We start from the raw sequence: 14,977 nt of genomic DNA on the forward strand, positions 1-14,977 counted from the left end.
TTCTATGCGGTTGAGAGATCGTGTCTGCGTGCGCCGATCAGGCGTACGGCATGTAGGACTTGATCTTCTTGGCGTCGGCGTCGGCCATGACCGAAGTGCCGCGGTTCTGGCGGATGTACTTCGAGTTGTGGCTGATCAAACGGTGGCGCTTGCCGGCCACGCCAGCCTTGACCTTGCCCGTCGCGGTGAATTTGAAGCGCTTCTTGGCGCCCGACTTCGTCTTCAGCTTCGGCATTTTCACTCTCTGTCTTTTAGAGGGCTACCGCTCTTCGAGCTACTTGAGCCCGACCAGCGCTAACCTGATTTAAGACCGCCCAGGCATGCCTGTTCGCCCGGCGGTCCGGTACGCGAAGGCGCGGCTTTTACGCCAAGAGGCGGGCAGAGGCAAGAAGAGTCCGCGCTGGCCCGGTCACGCCTGAGCCGAACGACGGCGCACGGCGCGCCCGGCGTTGATCGCCATGGCCGCTGCGGGAACGGTCAGGGCGGCGCCGGCCAGGAAGGGCCAGTTCGGCCCGACCGCCGAATACAGCACCCCGGCGACGATAGGGCCGACGATGCGCGCCATCGAGCCCGCCGCCATGTTCAGCCCCAGCATGGCGCCCTGCCGGTCCGGCGGCGACGAGCGGCTGATCATGGCCGAGATGTTGGGCATGGCCAGCGACATGCCGCAGGCCCCGATCCCCATGATGACCGGAATGATCCACCCAGCGACCAGTGGAAGACTGAACAGGCCCATATCGATCCGTCCCGCCGGGAACCAGGCGACCGGTGCCGCCACCTGAAGCACCATCGACAGGCCGAACAGCAGCATGCCGACCGCCAGCACCCGCGCCTCGCCGAAGCGCCGCGCCAGCCGCCCGGCCACCAGCCCCTGGTTCACCGCCGAGATCAGCCCCACGATCATGAAGCTGAGCCCCACCTCGCGCGCCGTCCAGGCATAGCGATGCTCGGCCCACAGGCCAAAGGCGGCCTCCATCGCCGAAAAGCCCGCCAGATAGATCAGGCTGACCATCAGGACGCGCGAGATCACCTCATCGGTGCGGGCGAAGCTGACGCCCGACAGGAAGGCGGGACGCGGCGCGGCCGGGTCCGCCCTGGTGCGGCTCTCGCGCAGGAAGAACATCACCCCCAGCGCCGCCGCCACCGCCGCGCCTGAGCCGGCGAAGATCGGCAGCTGATAGCCGACATGACCCATCTGCGGCTGGGCCAGGAGACCGCCCAGCCCCGGCCCGACTATGAAGCCCAGACCGAAGGCCGCGCCGATCAATCCCATGCGCCCGGCCCGGCGCTCGGGCGGGGTGACATCGGCGATATAGCCCTGAACCGTCGAGATGTTGCCTGCGCCCAGGCCGGTGAACAGCCTCACCGCCACCGCGACCCAGATGTTGGGCGCGAACGCCAGCAGCAGATAGCCCACGGCGTTGGCCGCCAGCGTCGCCAGCAGCACCGGCTTGCGCCCGATCCGGTCCGACAGCCGCCCCCAGAAGGGCTCGGCGAAGAACTGGCCCAGGGAATAGGCCGAGAACATCAGGGTGATCTGCCACGGCTCGGCCTGCAGGCTCTGGGCGAAGAACGGCAGCAGCGGCACCACCAGCCCGAACCCGACCAGATTGATGAACACCACGGCGAACAGAACCGCCAGGGTCGGCGCCTGCGCCTTGGGAGACAGGGAAACGGACATGATCCCGCCTTAGACCATTTTCGGCGCGGTCGGAATCAACCGTCGCTAGAACGGCGGCTGAAAATTATCCGAAGCTGACGCCGGACAATCACAGAGCGCCTCGGCCGCCGCCGTGGCTCAATCGGCCGGGTTATGGACTGTCAGAAAGCGCACGGTTTCGCGTAGCATCCTCTGACGCGTCTCCGGCCGGGAAAGCCAGTGATCCTCGCTTTCCAGCTCGACCAGCTCCACCGGCTTGCCCGCGCGGCGCATGGCGTCGGCCATGACGCGGCTCTGCTCGATATTGACCACCGTGTCGTTCTTGCCGTGGATCAGCAACAGCGGGCCTTCAACCTGATCCGCCAGCATGGCGGGAGACAGGGCGTCCAGCGCCCGATCATTCAGCTTTTCGGCGCCCATGAAGCGGTTCCAGTAACGCACAGCGTGGCTGTTCCGCTCGCCCTGACGGTTCGCCACGCGGTTGACCATCCGCCTCAGGTCGGAAACGCCGTTGACGGACACCGCACAGCGATACGGCTCCTTATCGATCGTCAGCCCCGCCATCGCCGCATAGCCGCCATAGCTGCCGCCGACGATACAGACCCGCGCAGGATCTATGACGCCCTCCGCCGCCAGCCAGCGCACGCCGTCCGACAGGTCCGTCTGCATCTTGCGCCCCCATTCGCCGTAGCCCGCCTCCATGAAGGCGCGCCCATACCCCGAAGAGCCCCGGAAGTTGGGCTGCAGAACAGCATAGCCTCTGGATGCGAGAGCCTGAGCCCAGTAGTCGAACCCAGCGACGTCGCGAGCCGCCGGCCCCCCGTGCGCCAGAACAATCAGGGGCAGGTTCGTCGGCGTCTCCACGCCCGGCGGCAGTGTCAGATAGCCGGGAATCTCCAACCCATCCGCCGCTGTATATGTGATCGGCCGCACAACGCCGACCTGCTCGGCCAGAATGGTCGGATAGGCCTCGGCCACGATGTTGGCCTCGCCCGCATCGAAGTCGACGAGCTGATAGACCCCTGACTCGCCCGTATCGATGAAGACCACGACCAGATTCAAGGCATCGGTCCAGGATATGAGTTGCGGAGCCTTGCCGGGAAAGGCCCGCGCAATCGCCTGCCACCGGCGCCCCGCCGCAGCGTCCAGGAACTCGTAACCGACGCCGTCTTCATCCTGATAACTCCCGCCGATCAACAGACCGGTGCGAGGATGGTGGATCAGCCGGGTCGGATGCCGCTCAAACGGGAGACGGACCCAGTCGCCGCTCGCGACATCGACCTCGAACAGCACATGGCCGGTCTCGGATTCGGCGGTGTCGGAAAGGTCGGGCCGCCTGGCGCTGACGATGACCGTATTGGCGCTGCGCCCCATGCCGACCAGACTGGGCGTATCCAGCGCCGCATCGACCGCCCATGCCTGCCGCAGGCGCCATCCTTCACGCAGATGCAGCGACCAACGGCCATGACGTTCGACATAGCGCGACTCGGCGATCACCTCGCCCTCGGCGTTCAGGACATAATCTTCCGTATCGCGGTCCATCGCGGAAACCGACCGGCCGCGTCCGCTGCTCAGATTGATTCTGTGAAGGTCGATCTGACCTGTGAGGACATTGACGCCTCGCGCAAAGACAGCGTCGCCCTGCGACGTCCGGCGAACGGCCGCGCCGCCATAAAGGGTCGCCAGAACATCGGGGGTCGCGCGGAGCACCTGGACGATGTCCTTGGTCTTCAACTCCAGCATCATGCCAAAGAACAGTTCTGAGCGCGGCACCCCAAGAAGCGGCAGGCTGTGTGTCTGCGAGGTGATGATCAGAATCCGCTCTTCGCCGATCCAGCGCAGGTCGCGGACCTTGGCCTCCCCGATCGAGGCGGCGAAGACGCTTTCGCCGGTGGTTATCCGGCTGACCGCCAGGGCGCGCTTCTCGCCGACCACCATGACCCGGGCGATCAGGTCGCCGCTGGGCGAAAGCTCCACATGGTCAACGGCGGGGGCGGCGCCATAGGCGTCAAGCGCGGGCGCGTCGGCCGCGACACGTCCTGCCCAAATCGACATGGCCAGAACCAACGCCAGGACGATCGCCCCTGCCCGCAAGCCTCCCATTCCGCCCCTCCGTCGGCGCCCTTAAACCGCACCTAACCTGACAGCGTTCGCCCAGCGTGCAAGGCGTTAAAAAACCCCGACCTTTCGGTCGGGGTTCCTGAAACGCGATATCAGCGATGCGAGATCAGCGCGGCGCCAGGATCATGATCATCTGACGGCCTTCCATCTTGGGCGCGAACTCGACCTTGGCCTCTTCCTCGAAATCGGCCTGGACCTTGTGCATCAGCTTCATCCCCAGTTCGGGGTGGGCCATTTCGCGGCCGCGGAAGCGGATGGTCACCTTGACCTTGTCGCCGTCGTCGAAGAAGCGATGCATGGCCTTGGCCTTCACATCGTAGTCGTGGCTGTCGATGTTCGGGCGGAGCTTGATTTCCTTCAGCTCGACGACCTTCTGACGCTTGCGCGCCTCAGCCTTCTTTTTCTGTTCCTGGAAACGATGCTTGCCGTAGTCGAGAATCTTGCACACCGGCGTTTCGGCGTTGGCGACGATCTGAACCAGGTCCAGGCCTGCCTCTTCGGCGGCCTCCAGCGCGGCGGACAAAGGCATGACGCCCTGTTTTTCCCCATTCTGGTCGATGAGCAGAACGCGGGCGGCGCGGATATCCTGGTTGATGGGCGGCCCGTCCTTTACGGGCGGCGCTTGCATGGGACGGCGAATGGGCGTCGTTTCCTTATGTGATCAGAAGATAGGCGAAATGAGCGGTCGAAGGCGATCGACGCCAGGCGCCATTCCCTTCGAGCGGCGCGAATATGGCGATAGAAGGCCCGGATTTCAAGGCTTCTCGGGGTTAAACCCGTTTGCGACATAGGCGTCGTGCAAGGCCAGCACCCCGTCGAACACATGATCGACGCTCAGGTCCTCGATCGGGGCGAACTGGCCGCGCGTCTCATTTGAGGCGACAGTGCGCGTCTTCGGGCCCCACGGCCCATAGAGCCACCACTCGGTCGGACCGAACAGGCCCAGTGTCGGTCGCCCCAGCGCCGCCGAGACGTGCATCAGCCCGCTGTCGTTGCCGACGAACAGGGTCGCCCGGTCGATGGAGGCGGCCGAGCACAGGATGTCGCCCTTGCCCACGCAGTCGATGCCGCGCAGCCCCGCCGCCTCCAGCGCCGGGGTGGCGGGCGGCCGGTCGCCGGGGCCGCCGACCGGCATGAAACGCCAGCTGTCGAAGCGCGGCTCGGCCTTCAGCTTCTCGACCAGCGCGCCCCAGCGGTCGGCGGGCCACGACTTGCCGGGCTGGTGCGCGATGGGGGCGAGCGCGATGATCGGGCCGGGACCGGCGCCGCCTGCCAGCTGCGGGTCGATGACGGCGGCCGCCTCGGCGCGCGCCTGATCGTCAAGAAAGATTTCCGGGTCCAGCGGCGTCGCCGAGCCCATCAGGCGCGACACCATCTCGACCTTGCGCAGACCCGTCTCCCAGCGACGGTTGTAGACGATGCGCCGCTTCGCCGGGATCAGATACGCCAGGGCCGAGCCGCGGATGTCCACGACCATGTCCCACTGCGTCCCGCGCACCTGTTTCCACAGATCGACCCAGTGTCCGGCGGCCTTCTTCTTGTCGAGGATGATGACGCGCTCGACGTTCGGCGCCGAACGGAAGAAGGGGGCGGGCGGCCGGCCGCAGGCGACGGTGATCTGAACGCCCGGCAACTGGCGCGCGATCTCTCGGATCACGCCAGAGGAGATGACGCAGTCGCCGATGCGGTTGGAGCTGACGAACAGGGCTTTGGGAGCAGACAAGCGGGCGCCTCGCGGCCTCTGTGAACAATCGTCGTCTCTGCTAAAGCCATTCCGTGAGGAATGACAGTCCGAGGAGTTTCCATGTCCGACTTCGACACGCTGGCCCGCCCCAACGGCGAGACCCTGGCCTATAAGGCGGTCAAGGGCGACGGCCCGACGGTCATCTGGATCGGCGGCTTCCGTTCGGACATGGAAGGGACCAAGGCCCTGGCGCTGGACGCCGCCGCCCGCGAGCGCGGCTGGAACTACGTCCGCTACGACCATTTCGCCCATGGCGTGTCGAGCGGCGACTGGAAACAGGCGACCATCGGCCGCTGGCGCGAGGACGCGATCGCCCTGATCGACAGCCTTCAGGGGCCGGTGATCCCGGTGGGCTCGTCCATGGGCGGCTGGGTCGCCCTGCTGGCGGCGCTGGCGCGGCCGGAACGGATCAAGGGCGCGGTGCTGGTCAATCCGGCGCAGGACTTCACCGAAAAGCTGATGTGGCCGGGTCTGGCTGACCACGAGCGTCAGGCCATCCTGCGCGACGGCGAGACGGTCATCACCGAAGAAGGCCTCGGCTCCTATGTCCTGACCCGGCGGATGTTCGAGGAGGCCCGCGACTGGTTGCTGCTGGACGGCCGGATCGACATCAGCGCCCCGGTGCACGTCCTGCAGGGGCGCGCCGACGACGTGGTGCCGTGGCGCCATCAGGTCGAGCTGGCCGAACGCCTGAACGGCGGCGACCTGCGGCTCGACCTGATCGAGGGCGGCGACCACCGGCTGTCGAGCCCTGCGGAGCTGGAACGGCTGATCGATGCTGTGGAGGCGATGCGGGGCTGATCCCCGCACCGCCATAACGGCCGATCAGGCCATCACAGGATGAACCGGCTCAGGTCGACGTTCTTGGCCAGGTCGCCGACCTTCTCGCGCACCTTGTCGCCGTCGAAGGTCAGGGTCTGGCCGGACAGGTCGGAGGCCTTGAAGCTGGTCTCTTCCAGCACCCGCTCCATCACCGTCTGCAGACGGCGCGCGCCGATGTTCTCGACGGTGGAGTTGGCGGCTACGGCGGCGTCGGCCATGGCCTCGACCGCGTCGTCGGTGAAGACCAGTTCGACCCCTTCGGTCGCCAGCAGGGCCTGGTTCTGACGGATCAGATTGGCCTCCGGCTCAGTCAGGATGCGCTTGAAGTCGTCGCGGGTCAGGGCCTTCAGCTCGACCCGGATCGGCAGGCGGCCCTGAAGTTCCGGCAACAAGTCCGACGGCTTGGCGACGTGGAAGGCGCCCGAGGCGATGAACAGCACATGGTCGGTTTTCACCGGACCGTATTTGGTCGAGACGGTCGTGCCCTCGATCAGGGGCAGCAGGTCGCGCTGCACCCCTTCGCGCGACACATCGGCGCCGCCGCCGCGATCCTGACGCGCAGCGACCTTGTCGATCTCATCCAGGAAGACGATGCCTTCGTTCTCGGCCAGCAGCAGGGCCTCCTTGGTCAGGCTCTCCTGATCCAGCAGCTTGTCGCTCTCTTCTGTGACGAGGGGCGTCAGGGCGTCGCGCACGGTCAGCTTGACCGTCTTGGTGCGGCCGCCTCCCATCTTGCCCAGCATCTCCGACAGGTTCAGCAGGCCGACATTGCCGCCGCCGCCCGGCACATCCAACCCTTGCAGCGGGGAGGTCGTGTCCGCCAGAGCGATCTCGATCTCCTTGTCGTCCAGTTCCCCCGCGCGCAGTTTTTTGCGGAAGGCCTCGCGCGTCGCAGGCTGCGAGCCGGGTCCGACCAGGGCGTCGAGGATGCGTTCCTCGGCCTGACCTTCGGCGCGGGCCTTCACGCCCGAACGGCGCTTGTCGCGCACCATGACCAGGGCGCTTTCGACCAGATCGCGCATGATCTGATCGACGTCGCGGCCGACATAGCCGACCTCGGTGAACTTGGTGGCCTCCACCTTGAGGAAGGGCGAGCCGGCAAGCCGCGCCAGACGCCGGGCGATCTCGGTCTTCCCCACGCCCGTCGGACCGATCATCAGGATGTTCTTGGGCGTGACCTCGTCGCGCAGGTCGTCCGACACGCGCTTACGGCGCCAGCGGTTACGCAGGGCCACGGCGACGGCGCGCTTGGCGTCGTCCTGACCGACGATGAAGCGGTCCAGTTCAGAGACGATTTCACGAGGAGACAGATCAGTCATGGTTCAGACAGTCCAGAAATACGCGTATCAGGCGCTCAAGCAGCACGCCGCCGCGCGGCGAGTGATAGCGCCCTACAAACTTTCAATGGTGAGATTGCCGTTGGTGTAGACGCAGATGTCGGCGGCGATCTTCATGGCCTTGCGGGCGATCTGCTCGGCGTCCAGTTCGGTGTTCTCGTCGATCAGGGCGCGGGCGGCGGCCAGCGCATAGTTGCCGCCCGAGCCGACAGCGGCCACGCCGTATTCCGGCTCCAGCACGTCGCCGACGCCGGTGACCGTCAGAATGGTGTCCTTGTCGGCGACCAGCAGCATGGCCTCAAGACGGCGCAGGTAGCGGTCGGTGCGCCAGTCCTTGGCTAGTTCGACGCAGGCGCGGGCCAGTTGGTCCGGATACTGCTCCAGCTTGGCTTCCAGACGCTCGATCAGGGTCAGGGCGTCGGCCGTGGCCCCGGCGAAGCCCGCCAGCACCTTGCCGTTCGCCAAAGTCCGCACCTTGCGCGCAGCGCCCTTGACGATGGTCGGCCCCATCGAGACCTGGCCGTCGCCGGCGATGACGGTGCGGCCGTTCTTGCGCACCGCCAGGATGGTGGTGCCGTGCCAGTCGGGAAAGTTGGAAGCGGTCGTGTTCATGGCGGATCAGATGGCGAGGAACCGGCGTCGCCGCAAGACGGCCCTGCGCCGCAGGGGATCGCTCTGGACGCTCATGGCTCCGCTTGCCTCTGGCGCGCCCGCGTGACAGGAGCCCCTCCCCGTACGCGTTCCTTCGAGTTCTTCTTGCCTCTGCACCGCGCCATATACGTCAGCGACGCCGTCGGCGACGCCGCGACGAGTCTGCTGGTTCTCGCCGAAATTCTCGGCGCCTCTATTAGAAACAATCGCAGGGACCGCGTCACGGGCGTGCTGATGCGCCACGACGGACGCTTCCTTCAGGCCATCGAAGGACGCCGCGCCGATGTGGACCGGCTGATGGACCGGCTGCGCGCCGACCCGCGCCATGAGAACATCCGCCTGCTGTCGGATCAGAACACCGCAGTGCGCCTGTTCGAGGAGTGGCCGATGACGCTGGTTGAGATGCCTCGCCCTGTCTGGCCGCACATGAGCCGCCCCTCGCTGGATCAGTTGAGCGCGGCCCAGGCCGAGGCCTTGCTGGTCACGGCCTCCGAGGTCCTGGCGCTTTCAGCCTGAAGAGCCCAGCCTGAAGGATCCAGCCTGAAGGATCCAACCTGACGCATCGGCCGGACTGCGCTAGACAGTCCGGCGTGACCCAGCCTTCCGCCCCCGCCGCCCCGGTTCGCTTTTCCGACGAAGAGGTCGAGCGCTACGCCCGCCAGTTGGTGCTGTCCGAGATCGGCGGCCCCGGCCAGCAGGCGCTGAAGCGCGCCCGCGTGCTGATCGTCGGCATGGGTGGGGTGGGCAACCCGGCCGCCCTCTATCTGGCCGCCGCCGGGGTGGGGACGTTGGGGCTGATCGACGACGATACGGTGGCCCTGTCGAACCTGCAGCGCCAGATCGCCTTCACTGCCGACGACCCCGACCGCGCCAAGGTCGAGGCGGGAGCCGAACGCCTCAACGCCCTGAACCCGCACGTCACAGTGCAGTCCTTCAACCGGCGCGTGACGACGGACAGCGCAGCGGCCCTGATGCAGGACTTCGACCTGGCGCTGGACGGCACCGACGACTTCGAGACGCGTCTGGCCGTCAACGCCGCCTGCGTGGCGGCGGGCAAGCCGCTGGTGTCGGGCGCCCTGGGCCGCTGGTCTGGGCAGGTGTCGGTGTTCAAGGGACGACCCTGCTATCAGTGTCTGGTGCCGGAGATTCCGCCCAACGCCGAGACCTGCGCCCGCGTCGGCGTGGTCGGCGCCCTGGCGGGCGTCATCGGCGCGATGGCGGCGCTGGAAGCGATCAAGCTGATCACCGGCGCGGGCGAACCGCTGACCGGCCGCCTGATGCTCTATGACGGTCTGGCCGGAACCAGCCGCGTGGCGAAGATCGCCGCCGACCCCGCCTGCCCGGTCTGCGGTCAACTCACGCCTAAAGCATCGCCGGAATGACCCGATCCGGCGGGCGGTGGCCGTTCTGATAGGTCATGATGTTGGCGATGACACGGTCGCCCATGTCCTGACGCGCCTCGATGGTGGCCGAGCCCAGGTGAGGCAGCAGCACCACGTTCGGACGGCCGATCAGGCCGGGGTGGACCTTAGGCTCGTGCTCGAACACGTCCAGACCGACGCCGAACAGGGCGCGGCGGTCCAGCGCCTCGACCAGGGCCGCCTCGTCGATCAGTTCGCCGCGCGCCGTATTGACCACGATGGCGTGCGGCTGAAGCCGGGCCAGACGCCCCGCCGACAGCAGATGATGCGTCTCCCTGGTCGCCGGGCAGTTCAACGAGATGACGTCCATCCGCGCCAGCATCTGGTCCAGATCGTCCCACCAGGTGGCGCCCAGCTCTTCGGCGATCATGTCCGGGACGGGCTTGCGGTTATGATAGTGGACCTGCATGCCGAAGGCCTTGGCCCGGCGGGCCAGGGCCTGGCCGATGCGGCCCATGCCGACGATGCCCAGACGCTTGCCCCACAGTTTGCGGCCGCACATCCAGGTCGGGCTCCAGCCCTCGAAGCGCCCGGCCTCGACGACGGCGGCGCCTTCGACGATGCGACGGCTGACCGCCAGGATCAGGCTCATGCCCAGGTCGGCCGTGTCCTCGGTCAGGACGCCGGGCGTGTTGGTGACGATGATCCCGCGCCCGACGGCGGCGTCGATGTCGATGTGGTCCACCCCTGCGCCGAAGTTGGCGATCATCTTCAGCTGTTCGCCCGCGCCTGCGATCAGTTCGGCGTCCAGCTGGTCGGTGATGGTCGGGGCCAGCACCTCGGCCCGCTGCAGGGCGGCGGCCAGTTCGGCGCGCGACATCGGCCGGTCGGTCAGGTTCAGCTCGGCGTCGAAAAGTTCGCGCATCCGCGTTTCGACGGCGTCAGGCAGGCGTCTGGTTAATACGACCTTAAGCTTGCGAGCGGACATAGGGGACCTGGGTTTTCCACGGGCGGCGCCCGTTCGGAACGGGTCGATATTCGGTGTCTAGCAAAGCTGCGGTCAGGAACAAAAGGGCGCCTCGCGTCGCGGCCCTCGCCGCGGTCCTGATGACCGGGGTTCTGCTGGCGGCGGGATCGACCATGCCGGACGGCCGCCCGACCCCGACGGGGCTGGAGGTGCCGCGCTGGGTGACGCTGAAATCCTCGCAGGTAAGGGCGCGTCAGGGGCCGGGTCTCGACTACCGCATCCTGTGGGAATATCGCGCCGCCGGCCTGCCGGTGCAGGTGATCGCCGAGACGCGCGAGTGGCGAAAGATCTGCGACCCCGATGGCTCCGTGGCCTGGATCCACCGCACCGTCGCCTCGGGCCGCCGCAGCGTGTTCAACCGCTCGGACGAGGCTGTGCCCATCCGATCGGGCCGGTCGGAAACCGCCTCGGTCCGCGCCCTGCTTTCGCCGCACGCCCTGGTGTCGCTGGACGAGTGCGAGGACGGCTGGTGCCGCGTGCGGGCGCGCAAGCTGCGCGGCTGGGTGCAGCAGAGGGCCGTCTTCGGAGCCCAGGAACGCGCCCTGTGCAACGCCGCCCGCCCCGCCGGAACCGGCCGCGCCTCCTGATCCTCCATATTGACGGCACGGTTGAGCGCGGCCTTCGGGTCGTGTAACCCGCCAGCAACACCTTTCGGAGCTGATCAATCTTGAGCCAGTCGTCGCAATATCCGTCGTCGTTCGATCACGAAGGCCTGCTGGCCTCGGGCCGGGGCGAGTTGTTCGGCCCGGGCAACGCCCAGCTGCCCGCGCCGCCCATGCTGATGTTCGACCGCATCAAGACCATCAGCGCCGACGGCGGCGACTACGGCAAGGGCTATGTCGAGGCCGAACTCGACATCAACCCGGACCTCTGGTTCTTCCAGTGCCACTTCATCGGCGATCCGGTCATGCCGGGCTGCCTGGGTCTGGACGCCATGTGGCAGCTGGTCGGCTTCTACCTGGGCTGGATCGGCGGCCCCGGCAAGGGTCGGGCGCTGGGCGTCGGCGAGGTCAAATTCACCGGCCAGGTGACCCCGGACATCAAGAAGGTGGTCTATAAGGTCCACCTGAAGCGCGTCATCAACCGCAAGCTGGTCATGGGCATCGCCGACGGCGTGCTCGAAGCGGACGGCGAGGTCATCTATACTTGCGCCGATATGCGCGTCGGCCTGTTCGGCGGCGCGGCTCCGGTGGAACCGAGCGCCGCCTGACCCCACTTGATGGACAGCCGCGGCCCACGCGGCGTCCGAAGACTTTGTAGGATTGGAAACACCATGCGGCGTGTCGTCGTCACCGGACTGGGCATCGTCTCCTCCATCGGCACCGGCCAGGACGAGGTCGCGGCCTCGCTGCGCAACGCCAAGTCGGGCGTTCAGCACGCGCCCGACCACGCCAGATACGGCTTCCGCTCTCAGGTCTGGGCGCCTCCCGCCCTGGGTCATACGGCCGAGGACTGGGCGCCGCTGGTCGACCGCCGCGCGGCCCGCTTCCTGGCCAACGGCACGGCCTGGGCGCACATCGCCTTTGAAGAGGCGCTGAAGGACAGCGGCCTGACCGCCGAAGAGATCAAGGACGAGCGCATCGGCCTGATCGTCGGCGAGGGCGGCCCCTCGACCCAGGTCATCCTGCAGGCTGCGGCCACCACGGTCGAAAAGGGCTCGCCCAAGCGCGTCGGCCCCTTCGCCGTGCCCAAGGCGATGGCGTCAGGCCCCTCGGCGGTGCTGGCTACCTGGTTCGAACTGAAGGGCATCAACTATTCGATCAGCTCGGCCTGCGCGACCAGCGCCCACTGCATCGGCGCGGCCGCCGAGCAGATCGCCTGGGGCAAGCAGGACGTGGTCTTCGCCGGCGGCTGCGAAGACATCGACTGGTCCATGTCGAACATGTTCGACGCCATGGGCGCCATGTCCTCGAACTTCAATGATACGCCGGACAAGGCCAGCCGCGCCTATGACACGACCCGCGACGGCTTCGTCATCGCCGGCGGCGCAGGCATCGTCGTGCTGGAAGAATACGAACGCGCCGTGGCGCGCGGCGCGACCATCTATGCCGAAGTCACCGGCTATGGCGCCAACTCGGACGGCTACGACATGGTGGCTCCGTCGGGCGAAGGCGCCGAGCGCTGCATGAAGATCGCGCTGGACATGGCGGGCAATCCGAAGATCGACTACCTGAACCCGCACGGCACCTCCACGCCGGTCGGCGACAGCAAGGAGATGGGCGCGGTGCGCAACGTCTTCGGCGACGACCTTCCGATGATCTCCTCGACCAAGTCGCTGACGGGCCACTCGCTGGGCGCGGCGGGCGCGCAGGAGGCCATCTACTGCCTGTTGATGATGAAGCACGGCTTTGCGGCCGAGAGCGCCCACATCGAAAACCTGGACCCCGAATTCGAAGGCATGCCGATCCTGCGTCAGCGCCACGACGGCGAGTTGAAGCACGTCATGTCCAACAGCTTCGGCTTTGGCGGCACCAACGCCAGCCTGATCCTGTCCAAGGTCTGATTTCACCGATCGCAAAAATCTGAAGCGACACGAAAACGCCCCCATTCGGTCCTTCGTCCGCCCGGAAGGGCGCTCACAAAAGCAGCATCGGCCCGTCGGAGCCTGGAAAAGTCCCGGATCCTGAACAGCCCCCCCAGCCCCCCGGATTTTTCCGCTTACAGGGCATCGGCGGGTCGATGCCTCCTCCAAGCGACGCCCGCGCCTGCCTCCCCTCCCCCTCCCGGCAGCGCGGGCGTTTTGCTGCCTGCCTTCCTCTCAGCGCACAAGACATCGCCCGCGCGAGGGTCACGCGGGCGATGCCGTAGAGCTTCAGATGGCGCCGGTCAGGCCGGAAGGTCGATCTCGACGCGTTCATTATCGCGCAGGACGATGATCGGCACGACCGCCTCGCCTGCAGCCTGAAGGCGCTGCGCCAGATCCTTCATGTCCACGATCTCGGCGCCGCCGACCTGAACCACCACGTCCCCGGCTTCGAAACCGGCGGCGGCGGCGGAAGACCCGGCCTCGACCACGGCGATCTGGGCGCCCCGGCCCGACGCAGGATTGCGCAGGGTCAGGCCGCGCGCGATGGCGGCCTGCGCCCCCAGACGCACAGCGGCGGGATCAGACGGCTCGACCGTCAGCTGGGTCGAGGCCTCGCGACCGTCGCGCAGATAGACGACGGGCATCCGGGTTCCGGCCTGGGCGATGCCCACCGTGGCCTGAACCGACCCGGCGTTGGCCACGGGACGCCCCTGAATCCGCGTCAACACATCCCCCGGCTTCAGCCCCGCCTGCTCGCCGGACGAGCCCGGCTCGACATCATAGACCACGGCGCCGCGCACGATGTTCAGCCCGATCTCGCGCGCCCGCTCGGCTGTCAGCGAGCCCAGCCCCAGGCCGACGCGGCCGCGCTTGACCTCGCCCGAGGCGCGCAGCTGGTCGACCACGAACATCATGATGCGCGTCGGCACGGCGAAGGCGATGCCGTCGTTGCCGCCGCCGAAACCGCCCGACAGAATGGCGGTGTTGATGCCGATCAGCCGCCCGCGGCTGTCCAGCAGCGGCCCGCCCGAGTTGCCCGAGTTCACCGCCGCATCGGTCTGGATATAGTCCTCGATGGCGTCGCCCATGCCCGAGCGGTTCAGGCCCGAGATGACGCCCATGGTCAGGGTCTGATCCAGCCCCAGCGGATAACCGACCGCAAAGGCCAGATCGCCGCTGCGCAGGGTATCGGAATCCACCGTCGTCACCTGCGACAGGCCTGTGGCGTCGATCTTCAGCACGGCGATGTCGGTCGCCTTGTCCGCGCCGATCAGGGTGGCGTCGAACAGGCGGCCGTCGATCAGGTCGACGGTGAATTTCTGGCCGTTCTCGATGACGTGATGGTTGGTGACGATGATGCCTTCGCGCGCGTCGATGATCACGCCCGAGCCGCCCTGCGACGGCTTGGGATTGCGCGCCGAACTGGGGCCGCGCGACTGGCCCAGCGTCGTCACCTGCACCACGGCGGGCAGGCTTTCCTCCAGCCCGGCGGCGAAGGTGAAGACGCCGCGCCGGGCGTCATAGGGCATGGCGGCGACGGGGGACTGCACCGCCGCGCTGGCCGCCATCACGGGCGCCGCCTGGGCCATGCCGCTGAAGCTGAAGATCGCCAGGGCGGCGCCGGCCAGCAGGCTGTGTTTGGTCATTCCGAGTTCCTTCACGCGCCGACCGCCTTGGACCGGCAGACTGGCGAGGACCGCCGCCCCGCAGGCGAGACAAACGCGCGA

The 14,977-nt window shown here is 67.3% G+C and carries 15 protein-coding genes; 6 read left to right on the top strand and 9 right to left on the bottom strand.

The annotated features are described in order from the left end of the window. Positions 1-37 precede the first annotated feature (37 nt). The 5 genes from rpmI to RSD66_RS00240 all read right to left on the bottom strand — a co-directional run bounded on the left by rpmI (position 38) and on the right by RSD66_RS00240 (position 5,504). Positions 38-235 (bottom strand): 50S ribosomal protein L35, encoded by a 198-nt coding sequence (gene rpmI, locus RSD66_RS00220; RefSeq protein WP_003166435.1) that lies wholly within the window; start codon positions 233-235, stop codon positions 38-40. 174 nt (positions 236-409) lie between these two features. After that, on the bottom strand, positions 410-1,681 hold the full coding sequence (locus tag RSD66_RS00225; RefSeq protein ID WP_415288579.1) for an MFS transporter: 1,272 nt from the start codon (positions 1,679-1,681) through the stop codon (positions 410-412). Positions 1,682-1,798: 117 nt separating this feature from the next. Continuing rightward, entirely contained in the window at positions 1,799-3,763 is a 1,965-nt protein-coding gene (locus RSD66_RS00230) for an alpha/beta hydrolase family protein (protein WP_415288580.1), read from the bottom strand. Between the two features lie 124 nt (positions 3,764-3,887). Then, a complete protein-coding gene (gene infC, locus RSD66_RS00235; protein ID WP_024355064.1) occupies positions 3,888-4,409 on the bottom strand; it encodes a translation initiation factor IF-3 in 522 nt (173 codons plus the stop codon). Between the two features lie 126 nt (positions 4,410-4,535). Next, positions 4,536-5,504 carry a glycosyltransferase family 9 protein gene (locus RSD66_RS00240; protein ID WP_415288581.1) on the bottom strand — a complete coding sequence of 323 codons (969 nt, stop codon included), beginning with the start codon at positions 5,502-5,504 and terminating at the stop codon, positions 4,536-4,538. Positions 5,505-5,585: 81 nt separating this feature from the next. Here RSD66_RS00240 and RSD66_RS00245 point away from each other — a divergent pair, with 81 nt between their 5' ends. Continuing rightward, on the top strand, positions 5,586-6,326 hold the full coding sequence (locus RSD66_RS00245; RefSeq protein WP_415288582.1) for an alpha/beta fold hydrolase: 741 nt from the start codon (positions 5,586-5,588) through the stop codon (positions 6,324-6,326). Positions 6,327-6,358: 32 nt separating this feature from the next. On the opposite strand, the gene hslU is transcribed toward RSD66_RS00245, so the two are convergent. Further along, a complete protein-coding gene (hslU, locus tag RSD66_RS00250) occupies positions 6,359-7,666 on the bottom strand; it encodes an ATP-dependent protease ATPase subunit HslU (protein ID WP_415288583.1) in 1,308 nt (435 codons plus the stop codon). Between the two features lie 72 nt (positions 7,667-7,738). After that, the gene (gene hslV / locus RSD66_RS00255; protein ID WP_003168021.1) at positions 7,739-8,296 is read right to left on the bottom strand and encodes an ATP-dependent protease subunit HslV; all 558 of its coding nucleotides are present in this window, start codon (positions 8,294-8,296) and stop codon (positions 7,739-7,741) included. Between the two features lie 144 nt (positions 8,297-8,440). Between hslV and RSD66_RS00260 the strand changes: the two genes are divergently transcribed. Both RSD66_RS00260 and RSD66_RS00265 read left to right on the top strand, forming a co-directional pair. Next, positions 8,441-8,851 carry a BLUF domain-containing protein gene (locus RSD66_RS00260; RefSeq protein ID WP_024355068.1) on the top strand — a complete coding sequence of 137 codons (411 nt, stop codon included), beginning with the start codon at positions 8,441-8,443 and terminating at the stop codon, positions 8,849-8,851. A gap of 74 nt (positions 8,852-8,925) precedes the next feature. Continuing rightward, on the top strand, positions 8,926-9,717 hold the full coding sequence (locus tag RSD66_RS00265) for a HesA/MoeB/ThiF family protein (protein WP_415288584.1): 792 nt from the start codon (positions 8,926-8,928) through the stop codon (positions 9,715-9,717). On the opposite strand, the gene RSD66_RS00270 is transcribed toward RSD66_RS00265, so the two are convergent. Then, positions 9,698-10,684, bottom strand: coding sequence for a 2-hydroxyacid dehydrogenase (locus tag RSD66_RS00270; RefSeq protein WP_415288585.1), 987 nt, complete (start codon positions 10,682-10,684; stop codon positions 9,698-9,700). The genes RSD66_RS00265 and RSD66_RS00270 overlap by 20 nt on opposite strands. Positions 10,685-10,803: 119 nt before the next feature. Here RSD66_RS00270 and RSD66_RS00275 point away from each other — a divergent pair, with 119 nt between their 5' ends. From RSD66_RS00275 to fabB, 3 genes are all read left to right on the top strand, one after another. Next, positions 10,804-11,310: an SH3 domain-containing protein gene (locus tag RSD66_RS00275; RefSeq protein WP_119413814.1), complete on the top strand. Its 507-nt coding sequence runs from the start codon at positions 10,804-10,806 to the stop codon at positions 11,308-11,310. An 80-nt stretch (positions 11,311-11,390) separates the two neighbouring features. Then, positions 11,391-11,933 (top strand): 3-hydroxyacyl-[acyl-carrier-protein] dehydratase FabA, encoded by a 543-nt coding sequence (gene fabA, locus RSD66_RS00280; protein ID WP_024355072.1) that lies wholly within the window; start codon positions 11,391-11,393, stop codon positions 11,931-11,933. Positions 11,934-11,996: 63 nt separating this feature from the next. Next, positions 11,997-13,226: a beta-ketoacyl-ACP synthase I gene (gene fabB, locus RSD66_RS00285; protein WP_024355073.1), complete on the top strand. Its 1,230-nt coding sequence runs from the start codon at positions 11,997-11,999 to the stop codon at positions 13,224-13,226. A 323-nt stretch (positions 13,227-13,549) separates the two neighbouring features. Here the strand turns inward: fabB and RSD66_RS00290 are convergent, their stop codons facing one another. Continuing rightward, positions 13,550-14,896, bottom strand: a complete 1,347-nt coding sequence (locus tag RSD66_RS00290; protein ID WP_415288586.1) for a trypsin-like peptidase domain-containing protein — start codon at positions 14,894-14,896, stop codon at positions 13,550-13,552. Between the last annotated feature and the right edge of the window lie 81 nt (positions 14,897-14,977).

Origin of the sequence: Brevundimonas sp. S1H14, from assembly GCF_047716865.1 — a bacterium.
Taxonomy (GTDB): Bacteria; Pseudomonadota; Alphaproteobacteria; order Caulobacterales; family Caulobacteraceae; genus Brevundimonas; species Brevundimonas naejangsanensis.

Excerpts from the sequence above, each read along its gene's own strand:
- RSD66_RS00245 (WP_415288582.1), top strand. The coding sequence starts at position 5,586 with ATGTCCGACTTCGACACGCTGGCCCGCCCCAACGGCGAGACCCTGGCC.
- RSD66_RS00225 (WP_415288579.1), bottom strand. The coding sequence starts at position 1,681 with ATGTCCGTTTCCCTGTCTCCCAAGGCGCAGGCGCCGACCCTGGCGGTT.
- RSD66_RS00270 (WP_415288585.1), bottom strand. The coding sequence starts at position 10,684 with ATGTCCGCTCGCAAGCTTAAGGTCGTATTAACCAGACGCCTGCCTGAC.
- RSD66_RS00230 (WP_415288580.1), bottom strand. The coding sequence starts at position 3,763 with ATGGGAGGCTTGCGGGCAGGGGCGATCGTCCTGGCGTTGGTTCTGGCC.
- fabB (WP_024355073.1), top strand. The coding sequence starts at position 11,997 with ATGCGGCGTGTCGTCGTCACCGGACTGGGCATCGTCTCCTCCATCGGC.
- RSD66_RS00290 (WP_415288586.1), bottom strand. The coding sequence starts at position 14,896 with ATGACCAAACACAGCCTGCTGGCCGGCGCCGCCCTGGCGATCTTCAGC.
- RSD66_RS00275 (WP_119413814.1), top strand. The coding sequence starts at position 10,804 with ATGACCGGGGTTCTGCTGGCGGCGGGATCGACCATGCCGGACGGCCGC.
- hslU (WP_415288583.1), bottom strand. The coding sequence starts at position 7,666 with ATGACTGATCTGTCTCCTCGTGAAATCGTCTCTGAACTGGACCGCTTC.
- rpmI (WP_003166435.1), bottom strand. The coding sequence starts at position 235 with ATGCCGAAGCTGAAGACGAAGTCGGGCGCCAAGAAGCGCTTCAAATTC.
- infC (WP_024355064.1), bottom strand. The coding sequence starts at position 4,409 with ATGCAAGCGCCGCCCGTAAAGGACGGGCCGCCCATCAACCAGGATATC.
- hslV (WP_003168021.1), bottom strand. The coding sequence starts at position 8,296 with ATGAACACGACCGCTTCCAACTTTCCCGACTGGCACGGCACCACCATC.